Annotated in this window: 9 protein-coding genes and 1 pseudogene; 6 read left to right on the top strand and 4 right to left on the bottom strand. The window is 65.8% G+C overall.

Translation table 11 applies throughout. From position 1 onward, the window contains the following. Positions 1-134, top strand: a pseudogene (locus A5708_RS26995) (thioredoxin-disulfide reductase); the annotation flags it as partial. Between the two features lie 3 nt (positions 135-137). Here A5708_RS26995 and A5708_RS21580 read toward each other — a convergent pair. Further along, on the bottom strand, positions 138-1,523 hold the full coding sequence (locus A5708_RS21580) for an FAD-binding oxidoreductase (protein ID WP_065030562.1): 1,386 nt from the start codon (positions 1,521-1,523) through the stop codon (positions 138-140). A 270-nt stretch (positions 1,524-1,793) separates the two neighbouring features. Here A5708_RS21580 and A5708_RS21575 point away from each other — a divergent pair, with 270 nt between their 5' ends. Next, the gene (locus tag A5708_RS21575; RefSeq protein WP_065030561.1) at positions 1,794-3,281 is read left to right on the top strand and encodes a serine/threonine-protein kinase; all 1,488 of its coding nucleotides are present in this window, start codon (positions 1,794-1,796) and stop codon (positions 3,279-3,281) included. A 127-nt stretch (positions 3,282-3,408) separates the two neighbouring features. On the opposite strand, the gene A5708_RS21570 is transcribed toward A5708_RS21575, so the two are convergent. Both A5708_RS21570 and A5708_RS21565 read right to left on the bottom strand, forming a co-directional pair. Next, a complete protein-coding gene (locus A5708_RS21570) occupies positions 3,409-4,230 on the bottom strand; it encodes an SDR family NAD(P)-dependent oxidoreductase (protein WP_065030560.1) in 822 nt (273 codons plus the stop codon). Positions 4,231-4,258: 28 nt separating this feature from the next. Continuing rightward, positions 4,259-4,687, bottom strand: a complete 429-nt coding sequence (locus tag A5708_RS21565) for a DUF1707 domain-containing protein (RefSeq protein ID WP_065030577.1) — start codon at positions 4,685-4,687, stop codon at positions 4,259-4,261. A 64-nt stretch (positions 4,688-4,751) separates the two neighbouring features. Here A5708_RS21565 and A5708_RS21560 point away from each other — a divergent pair, with 64 nt between their 5' ends. Then, positions 4,752-5,357 (top strand): TetR/AcrR family transcriptional regulator, encoded by a 606-nt coding sequence (locus tag A5708_RS21560; RefSeq protein WP_065030559.1) that lies wholly within the window; start codon positions 4,752-4,754, stop codon positions 5,355-5,357. Between the two features lie 4 nt (positions 5,358-5,361). Here the strand turns inward: A5708_RS21560 and A5708_RS21555 are convergent, their stop codons facing one another. Further along, positions 5,362-6,630: a cytochrome P450 gene (locus A5708_RS21555; protein ID WP_065030558.1), complete on the bottom strand. Its 1,269-nt coding sequence runs from the start codon at positions 6,628-6,630 to the stop codon at positions 5,362-5,364. Between the two features lie 152 nt (positions 6,631-6,782). Between A5708_RS21555 and A5708_RS21550 the strand changes: the two genes are divergently transcribed. The 3 genes from A5708_RS21550 to A5708_RS21545 all read left to right on the top strand — a co-directional run bounded on the left by A5708_RS21550 (position 6,783) and on the right by A5708_RS21545 (position 9,597). Next, positions 6,783-7,235 carry a VOC family protein gene (locus A5708_RS21550; RefSeq protein WP_065030557.1) on the top strand — a complete coding sequence of 151 codons (453 nt, stop codon included), beginning with the start codon at positions 6,783-6,785 and terminating at the stop codon, positions 7,233-7,235. 277 nt (positions 7,236-7,512) lie between these two features. Further along, complete coding sequence (locus A5708_RS26465) at positions 7,513-7,785, top strand: DUF3761 domain-containing protein (protein ID WP_081293043.1); 273 nt, start codon at positions 7,513-7,515, stop codon at positions 7,783-7,785. Positions 7,786-8,064: 279 nt separating this feature from the next. Further along, a complete protein-coding gene (locus tag A5708_RS21545) occupies positions 8,065-9,597 on the top strand; it encodes an adenylate/guanylate cyclase domain-containing protein (protein WP_065030556.1) in 1,533 nt (510 codons plus the stop codon). Positions 9,598-9,666: the final 69 nt, after the last annotated feature.

Here is a 9,666-nt window from a genome sequence, read left to right as displayed (position 1 = left end):
GGCAGGCCGTCACCGCCGCGGGCAGCGGCTGCTCGGCCGCCATCGACGCCGAACGCTGGCTCGCCGACAACGAAGAAACCGACGTGGATGCCTCCGTCACACCGGCGATCGGCCGAGAGTCGTTGCGCAGCTGAGGTTTACGGGCCGCCCGACGCGAACGCCACGTCGGGGTTGAGGATGCCCGCCGGGTCGAAGCTCGCCTTGATGCGGCGCATCAGGTCGACCTTGACCGGGTCCTCGAGTTCGACGAAGTACGGGGCCTTGGCGCGACCGAGGCCGTGCTCACCGGAGATCGCGCCGCCCAATTCCATTGCCAGCGCGAAGATGTCGGTCAGCAGCTTCTTCCGGATCGCCGCGTCCGGGCAGAAGATGGCCAGGTGCACGTTGCCGTCACCGGCGTGCCCGCAGCCCGCCGCCGCGCCGCCGGCCGCCGCCGCCAGACCGCGGGCGCCGGACAGGAACTTCGGCATCGCGCCGCGCGGCACCACGGTGTCGATGAGGTCGTCGGCATTGAGCGCCTTGAGCGTCCAGAACGCCTTCTCGCGCGCCTCGATGAGTTTGCGCGCCGAGCCGCCCTCGAGCACATAGGCGTCCACGGCACCGAGCTCGGCGAGCAGTTCGCCGGTCTTCTCGACGTCCTCGTCCAGCCGATCCGCGGTTCGATTCTCAAGCGCCACAACCAGATACGCCTGACAGCTATCGCGGATGCTGTCGGGCACGCCGAGCTCCAGATTCTGGGTGTGCACCAGCGCGGCCATCGTCACGTTGTCGACGTACTCCAGGATGTAGGGCGCCAGGCCGCTGGCGAGGATCTTGGGCACCGCCTCCATGACCTGGTCGAAGTCGGCGAAGGGCGCGAGCACGGTGGCGCTGTGGTCCAGGCGCGGATGCAGCTTGACGGTCACCTCGGTCGCCAGGGCCAGGGTGCCTTCGGACCCGACGATGAGCTGGGTCAGGTCGTAGCCGGTGGAGACCTTGGCGATCTTGCCGCCGGTGCGGATGAGCTCGCCGGTGGGCAGCGCGGCCTGCAGCCCGAGCACGTTGTGGCGGGCGATGCCGTATTTGACCGCGCGCATGCCGCCGGCGTTGGTGCCGACGTTGCCGCCGACGCTGGACGACAGCTCGCCCGGGTGCACCATGTACCGCAGTCCGGTGCCGGCGGTCGCGTCGTCCAGTTCGCTGAGCGTCACTCCGGGTTGGACCACGGCGACCTGGTTGGTGACGTCGACCTCCAACACGGCGTTCATGCGTTCGAAGGAGATCAGCAGCCCGTCCGCACGGGGGATCGCCGCGCCCGACAAGCCGGTGCCCGAGCCGCGGGCCGTCACCGGCACTTGGCCGTCCGTCGCGGTCTTCAGGAGTCGCGCGACCTCGTCGGCGGTCGCGGGCTTGGCCAGGTATGCCGGCTTTTGCGGCGGCTTCGTCAGCACCTCGTCGTGCGCGTAGTCGTCGGAAATGGCATCGCCCGTAAGCAGGTTGTGCGCGCCGACGATCTCCGCGAGCCGCGCCGTCATGTCGGTCATCGAAGGCCTCACCTTCTTACGGGCCGGACAATTACTCACTGTATCGGGGGTGGTGGCGCGAGATCGCCGGTCTGCGTGGGCGGTGTCGTTGCCGCTAGGGTGGAGGCGGCGCAGTTTCCTCCAGGCCGATCCCGTTGGCCAGCCGGCCGGCGAACGATAGCGGTCTTCAGCGGTGTCTCGGTGTAGCGACACGCGTGAGGCTGCGCACGTTATGTCGACGTCCGATTCGGGAACTCGCGGGTCGGACTGTCTTGAGAAAGGATTGTTGACGTGACCTCCTCGTCCCGCGGTTCGCGGCTCGGTACCCGGTTCGGGCCGTACGAGCTGCGATCTCTGATCGGCACCGGGGCGATGGCCGAGGTCTACCGCGCGTACGACACGGTTAAGGACCGGATGGTAGCCGTCAAGCTGTTACGTGGCGAGACGGCCACGGACCCCGGCTTCCAGCAACGCCTTTGGCGCGAGTGCCGCAAGGTGACGCGACTGCAGGAGCCGCACGTGCTTCCGCTGCATGACTTCGGCGAGATCGACGGGGTGCCCTTCATCGACCTGCACCTGGTCGACGACGGGGGCAGCCTCAAGGACCTGCTGCGCGAGCAGGGCGGGTTGGAGCCGTCGCGCGCGGCATCGATCACCGCACAGGTGGCGCGCGCCCTGGACGCCGCGCATGCCGGTGGGCTGGTGCACCTCGACGTCAAACCCGAGAACATCCTGCTGACCCACGACCACTTCACCTACCTCGCGGACTTCGGCATCGCCCAGGCCGCCGGCGACGAGAACATCTCGCGGACCTACATGGCGCCCGAGCGATTCACCACCGGGCGCACCGGACCGCAGACCGACGTCTACTCGTTGGCGTGCGTGCTGTACGAGTGCCTCACCGGCCAGCCACCATTCGACAGCGAGGACGCGGGGGAGCTGAAGCGCGCGCACATGCTGGCGCCGGCGCCCCGGCCCAGCATCATGCGCCGCGGCGTCGGCCGCGAGTACGACGACATCATCACCCGGGGCATGGCCAAGCCGCGCGTCGCGCGGTTTGCGTCCGCGGGTGAGCTCGCCCGCGCCGCCAGTGAGGCGGTGTTCGCGGCCTACGAACCGGTGGGTGCCGCGGCCGGTCGAAGCGGTGCCCCTCCCAAGACGCGCCCGTTGCCGACTGTCTCGCTTGCGGAACTCGACGAGCCCGCTGACAGCAACCCCCCACCGCCTCCTCCGGCCGAGCGCTCGTGGCGCTGGCCGGCGATCGGTCGCACACCGCTCGTGGTGGGCGCGGTGGCGGCGGCGGTGTTGATCGCTGGGCTGCTGTTATCGGTGAATTTGGTTGGCGGAAGACATCACAACGGTTCGGGGGCTGCGCCGCTGTCGACTCGGCAGGCGGCCGCACCACCGTCCTCGACGACCCAGCCGCCGCCGCTGACGCCGACACTGTCGCGTCCGGTGAAGGGCGCCGACGGGCTCGGGTTCGTGGGAGAGACGGCCCGCTGCGACCCGGGCAACCCGCCGGCCTTGGTGGTGCGGACCGCCAAGTCCCTGGCGGTGGTGTGTAAAAACCTCAGTGGGACTTACTATTACCGCGGCGAGCGGATCCGCGACGGCGCCCACCTCGAACTCTCCAATGCCGAGCAGGTCGAGGACGGATTCGACGTCACCAATCCGGTCGACGGCGTGGTCTACGAGGTGCGTCCGAACCGGCTGCGGATCATCAGCTACGGCCACGTCGATTCCTCGGAACGGGTTCTGCAGTACGCCACGGCGTCGTAATTGCTTAGCGCGCAGTGTGTTTCGGCTCACCTGCGTGCGGCGGGATAGTTTGAGCCTTGGCCTCATGCGTCACTTGGGTAACGGCTTTCCGACCATGAAGCGATTCCCAAACGCGCTAGCGGATGTGCTAGCGCGTTTGAAAGTCGCTTATCGATCCGGTGCCAGCGCGTCCGCGGGGCGCCGCCGCGGGCCGCAGCATCCGCCCGCTCATGAGCGCCGACAGCCATCCGGGCGCGAGCCGTCCGCCCGTCGCCATCATCCGGTAGCGCCAGCCGGGCACCACCACCGCGCGGCCGCGGTCGAGACCGCGCAACCCGGCGGTCACCACGGGTCCGGGTGCGGCGAGATGTCGATAGACCGCGGTGTGTGAGACATCCGACCCGAGCGCGTCGACGAATCCGGTGTGGGTGGGCCCGGGGCACAGCGCGGTCACGGTGACGCCGGAGCCGCGGGTCTCGGCCCACAATGCCTGGCTCAGCGACAGTACGAACGCCTTCGAAGCGCCATAGGTGGCTTGATAGGTGCCGGGCTGAAAGGCGATGGTGGAGGCCACATTCAAGATGCCGCCGCGACCGCGGGCCAGCATGCCGGGAAGCACCGCGTGGGTCAGGCGGACCGGCGCGTCGACGTTGACCGCGACCAGTTCGCGTTCGCGCTCGGCGTCGATTTCCGCGAACGGGCCGTAGGTGCCGAAGCCCGCGTTGTTGACCAGCACGTCGATCACCCGTCCGTTCAGGCGGGCGATCAGATCCTCGACACCGTCGTCGGTGCCGAGGTCACCCACGACCAGTTCGACGTCGGCGTTCTGCCCGATCCGCTGTTTGACCGCCTCGAGCCGAGTCAGGTCTCGTCCGGCCAACACCAGCGAGAAACCCCGCTGCGCCAGCTGCTCGGCGAAGATCGCGCCCAGACCTGAGCTGGCGCCGGTGACCACTGCCGTGTTCTTCATGACTCCTCCTCACGAGTAGCGTTGGTTATCAACGGCTTTGCTTGTACCGCGGTATCGACGCGGCGTGGCTGACGAGTCCGATTCCCGCGCCGAGGATGGGCCAGATCGGCCAGAAGTACGTGGCGTCGGTCGTCGCGGCGACAGCCGCCCAGACGGTGAGCACGATGACGACCATGGCGAGGTACGCGGCCAAATGGGCGCGCACTCCGCGGCGGGCCGCGGCGACGCGGGCGGCACGCCGACGGGGATCGTGGCGTCGGATGCGATCGAGCGGCAGGTCGGCCAGGAGGTCACGTAGTTCCTCGGACGTCTGCGTCTGGAAAGCCGTTTGCAGCCGTTGGTCGTACTCGTCCACCCGCAGATAGCCCTGGGCGAGCGCCTGACCGAGCAGGTCGGCGGCCTTCTCCCGGTCGCGGGTGCCGGCGAGTGTGGATGTGGTTTCAAGCAGATTCGACATTTCGTCTCCCCGGTTCGCCGATGTGAATAGCATTAACATAGACCATAATGTTAATGTCGTCAACATGGCAGTCAAACGGTCGGCCGTCAGGCGTCAGAGCTATCACCACGGCGATCTCAAACGCGCCCTGACCAGCGCCGCGTTATCGCTGGTGGCCGAGAAGGGGCCGAAGGGGTTCACCCTCACCGAAGCGGCGCGCCGCGCCGGCGTCAGTGCCGCGGCCCCGTACCGGCACTTCGCCGACAAGGCTGAGCTGCTGGCCGCCGTCGCCGAACAGGGATTCCTCGAACTGCACGCCGCTCTGGCCGCGGCCGCCGACCGCGCCTCGGATCCGAAGGAGCGGGTCATCGAGCTCGGCCGCGCCTACGTGCAATGGGCCGTCGCCCATCCCGACCACTATCAGGTGATGTTCGGCGCGGAGTCGCTGAAGGCCGAGCAGCCCGGCGTAGCGGTCGCCGGCGAGCAGGCGTTTGGCGACCTGCTCGACGCGATCACCACGTGCCAGGAGGCGGGGATCGTCGCGGATCGTGATCCCCGTGAGGTTGCCGCGCCGCTCTGGTCGCTGGTGCATGGCATCGCGTCGCTCGCCATTGGTGGCCAGCTGACCGCGGTGGGGATTGTTCAAGCTCCCGACGAGTTGATCGCGGGCGTTGTGGCGCAAGTGCTTTGAGCGACTACCAGGGGCGTGGGGTTTCCCTGGTTGTCCCCGGTGTGAAGGTGACCGGGAGCGTGCCCAGGCCCGTCATGCTCGGGTTGCCCAGGTATTGGTGGACGTTTTCGACGTCGACTTGGTAGTCGGGGAGGCGGTCGAGGACGGCCTTGACCAGCACGCCGGACATTGACCGGGCCAGATGCGATCCGATGCAGCGGTGTGGGCCGAGTCCGAAGGCGACGTGGCGGTTGGGTGCGCGGTCGAGGATGATCTCGTCGGGCCGGTCGAATTCGGTTTCGTCGTGGTTGGCCGAGAGCCAGCTGATGACGACTTTGTCGTTCTTGCGGAGGCGTTGGCCAGCGAGGACGACGTCGTGAGTGACTGTGCGGCTGAGGGTTTGGTTGACGGAGAAGTAGCGCAGGAATTCGTCGGTGGCGGTGCGGTAGAGCTCGGGGTGGTCGATGAGCTGCTGCCTGATGTCGCAGTGGGTGCCCAGGTGCAACAGGGTCAGCGCGGTCTGGGAGGTGGTGGTGTCGACCCCGCCGCCGATGAGATTCCACAGGATGTTGAGCAGCTGTTCGTCGGTGAGGCGCTGACCGTCGAACTCGAACTGAATGAGGAAGCTGGTCAAGTCTTCTCGGGCGTCGGCCCGCCGGTGGGCGGCGAAATCGAGGACCTCCTCCATCATGGCGGGCACTTTGGCGATCGCGTTGGCGTACTCGTCGCTGTCCTGGGAGACGGCCATGACGGAGTGAAAGAGGTTGGCGTACAGGTGCCAGTTGTCGTAGGGCAGGCCCATCAGCTTCATCGTCAGGATGGCCGGGACTGGGCTGGCGTAGTCGAGCACCAGGTCCAGGTGCCCGTCTTTGATTTTTTGGTCGAGGAACCAGTGCGCGGATTGCTCCATGAACGGCTTGAGTTTCTCGACGGCGCCGGGGGAGAAGAACGGGGCGAGTGCGTGTCTTAAGGCTTGGTGGTAGGGGCCGTCGACTTCGCCGATGCCGAGGGCCGGCTGTCCGTCGGGGCGGGGGACGCCCATCTCGCCTTGGTAGTCGACGCCGTCGGCGGCATTGGGCTCGTACTTGTGGGCGAAAGTGCCGCCGTTGCGGGCGGTTTGGCTTACGGCGTCGTAGCTGCTGAGGAACCAGAAGCCGCCGTAGTTCTCGTTCCACGCCACCGGACATCGCTGCCGCAGGTCGGCGTTGACGGCCAGCTCGTTGAGGTTGAAAGCATCGGAATGATGGTCGAAGTCAACGATCGCGTCGGCGCTGACGTTCGGACGTGTGGCCATCGAAAAGCCCTCCAACGGAAGGTGATCTGCTTCTTCGGCGGTGCGCTTATTGGTCTATCTTTGCATTATTACGCGTTTGAGCTGGGCGAAGGTAGTGGCGTGGGTCGGGCGGCGTCGGGCGCGCAGGCCCGATTTGCTGCGGAAAGGTTGTCATGACGAGCCATCGGACGGTTTTCAATCACGTTGGGTTATGCGTGCGCGACCGTGAGCGGTCGCGCCGCTTTTACGAGGGCTTGCTGGGATTCCAGTTCTGGTGGGAACTCGACCCGCCCGACGGCCCGACCTCCCAGCTGGTGGGGCTGCCCGAGCCGCTCGGCGTGCATGCGACCTATCTCGTGCGGGACGGCTTGGTGCTCGAGCTGATGGACTACTCGAAGCGCCAGGTTCACGCCGGCTCGGAGCGCGTGATGGATCAGATCGGGCTGACGCACATCTCGTTTTCGGTGTCCGATCTGCCAGGCGTGCTGGCTCGAGTGGCCGACTTTGGGGGAGCGGTGGTCGACGGGACCGTGGGTGAGGCGATGGCGATGATCCGGGATCCGGACGGGCAGCTGCTGGAGTTGCTTTCGGATGGGTGGTTGGCGGCGTTGCCGCCGCGGCCGTAGGCGGACTGTTGCCATTCCGTTTCGTGTGCTGCTGCATCGGGCGGACTCAAATTGCGCGTATTTTGCGCGGAGATCATATAGATAGACTAGGCACATGCTTTGGCCTGCAACAACTCTTGAGCGGCGAGCTTACTTTCGATACGAACTTTCTGCAGGGCATTTTTGGTACTTCCGTATGAAAACCGCCTCACAGTGACAGCTAGCAAGCTAACCTCCCCCAAGGCGGTACTCGGGACTACCACAGCAGATCGTTTTGAGACACAGGGAGTTAATACAGATGGTCCGTTCGGTACTCGTCGGCACCGCAATCTTCATCGGAGCCGCTATTGGTGCGGCGCCGATCGCCAATACCCAACCGCTCTTGGTGGCCCCGCTGTCGCCGCAGGCCCCACTTCCGTCGTGCGGCGGCTACACCAACGTCGACGGGCAATGCGTACCATCGCCGGACCACACACGGAGCAGCCTTCCTGACGGAGATGGCACATACAGCCACTCTCAACACAAGCAAGGGTCAGGCTCCTGGCACGGCGGCACCGGTCGGTCGAAATAGCACTATGGGGTAACGAAACCTCAGCGTCGATTCTGGAGCCGCCGCTCCGGTTGGCGGACTTCTGGTGGCCGGAAGCTATTCGGCTAGTTCGGCCTGATCCGCGGTTCTGATTCACCGCCTCGTTGCTGAGCGATACGGCGGCGACCTTTGCGTAGGAATCGGGATCAACACCGGTGTGGTGATCGACCCATCTCGGAATCGTCCACGGTGCTGTTTGCGGGATTGTTAACCTCCCACGTTTCCCCAGCTCGTAACTAGGCGGACGATTAGTCTCGCGGCATGGATCGCATTTGGCAGTGGGCGTGGGATCGGTATGGCTCGCGGTACTCGTGGGCGCTTTGGGCGATCGTCTTCCAGTTCTTGCTGCCGGTGTACCTCGTTCCGTCGTTTGTCGTTGTCACGTTCGAGAAGTCGGGCCGCTACCTTGGGGCGGCACTCATCACCGCTGTTGGCCTGCTAGTGCCGGTGTATGCGACGCTTCTTCCCGGCCTTGGGGGCATCCGCCTTGCGGAGCAGTGCGCGGCGGGCCTTGAGGTCGATCGAGCGAAGGCACTGGAGGCCACGTACACCTGGGCTCGACGGACGGTTATTCGAGCGGTAGTGACCAATGCCGTTTCGCTAGCGGTGATATTGGTGGGCGTCGGTGCGATTGCGGGGGCGCCGTGGTCTCGGCTGGCCCAGTACGGAATTCTGGGCGCCGCCTTCGGAACTGGCGTCCAGGTGATCGCTGTGCACAGCTTCGCGGAAGCCGCACTGCGACCTGCCAGGATCGCCATCACCGGTGAAATGAGGATTGGTGATTCGTTGCCGCGCTCTCGCCCGACTTTCGCCGTGTGGTCGGACATGTTGGTGGTCGCGGTCGCGTTCGTCTTCACGGTTGGGGGCGCGATGGTGGCGGCCGTGTTCGATCGCGTCAGTGAGAACCCGGTAGCGTGCGTCGTGATCGGATGTGCCTTCACGTTTGTCTTCGGCGTGCCCATGACCGTCGGCGCCTCATTCTCACCGTCGCTGCGACCCATTCGTGACCTCGCCGATGGAACCAAACGTGTTGCGGCCGGCGACTACGGCCAACGGGTGCCGGTGGTGCAGGATGACGACCTCGGTGCTTTGGCGGCGTCATTCAACCGTATGCAGGCCGGTTTGGCTGAGCGGCAACGACTTCAGGCCGCTTTTGGTACCTATGTCGACCCAGCCCTGGCGGCGCGGCTGCTCGAACAGGGTGACGACGTGTTCACCGGTGAGCGCCGCGAGGTGACGGTGATGTTCGTTGACGTTCGCGACTTCACCCCGTTCGCCGAAGCTAACACCGCCGAGGAAACGGTCGCCAGACTCAACGCGCTGTTCGAGATCGTCGTGCCGGCTGTCGTGGACGCCGGTGGGCATGTCAACAAGTTTCTCGGCGACGGCGCACTGGCCGTTTTCGGTGCCCCGAATGACATCGCGGAGCATGCCGACGCTGCGGTGACAGCCGCCGTGCTGATTCAGCGTCTGGTCGCGAAGCGATTCGGCAGAGATCTTCGCATCGGCATCGGGATGAACACCGGGGTGGTAATCGCCGGCACCATTGGCGCCGGGGGCAAGTTGGAGTTCACCTTGATCGGTGACACCGTCAACGTTGCGGCACGCGTCGAGCAACTCACCAAAAGCACCGGCGACACTATGCTTCTCACCCAGCAGTGCGTCAAGGCCCTGGCGTCTCGACCACCCGGTCTCATCGACCGAGGATTTTATGTCTTGAAAGGAAAGTCAGCCGCCGTGCAGGTCTTCGGCCTCGACCAAGAGACCTACCCGCGAGTTGGCCTCACTAATTAAAGGCAGGCGTGTCGAACCGTCGGCGCGATGACCCTTCGGACCCCTCACTTTCGCTGCGGCTTCGAAAAA

It is taken from the genome of Mycobacterium colombiense (assembly GCF_001672755.1).
GTDB classification, from domain to species: domain Bacteria; phylum Actinomycetota; class Actinomycetes; order Mycobacteriales; family Mycobacteriaceae; genus Mycobacterium; species Mycobacterium colombiense_C.
The sequence above is the reverse complement of the archived record's forward strand: the minus strand, read 5'-3'. Positions and strand labels throughout refer to the sequence as shown.

What these genes read in the sequence shown, in the direction of transcription:
- A5708_RS21580 (WP_065030562.1), bottom strand. Translation starts at nt 1,523, where the DNA reads ATGACCGACATGACGGCGCGGCTCGCGGAGATCGTCGGCGCGCACAAC.
- A5708_RS21570 (WP_065030560.1), bottom strand. Translation starts at nt 4,230, where the DNA reads ATGAAGAACACGGCAGTGGTCACCGGCGCCAGCTCAGGTCTGGGCGCG.
- A5708_RS21565 (WP_065030577.1), bottom strand. Translation starts at nt 4,687, where the DNA reads ATGTCGAATCTGCTTGAAACCACATCCACACTCGCCGGCACCCGCGAC.
- A5708_RS21560 (WP_065030559.1), top strand. Translation starts at nt 4,752, where the DNA reads ATGGCAGTCAAACGGTCGGCCGTCAGGCGTCAGAGCTATCACCACGGC.
- A5708_RS21555 (WP_065030558.1), bottom strand. Translation starts at nt 6,630, where the DNA reads ATGGCCACACGTCCGAACGTCAGCGCCGACGCGATCGTTGACTTCGAC.
- A5708_RS21550 (WP_065030557.1), top strand. Translation starts at nt 6,783, where the DNA reads ATGACGAGCCATCGGACGGTTTTCAATCACGTTGGGTTATGCGTGCGC.
- A5708_RS26465 (WP_081293043.1), top strand. Translation starts at nt 7,513, where the DNA reads ATGGTCCGTTCGGTACTCGTCGGCACCGCAATCTTCATCGGAGCCGCT.
- A5708_RS21545 (WP_065030556.1), top strand. Translation starts at nt 8,065, where the DNA reads ATGGATCGCATTTGGCAGTGGGCGTGGGATCGGTATGGCTCGCGGTAC.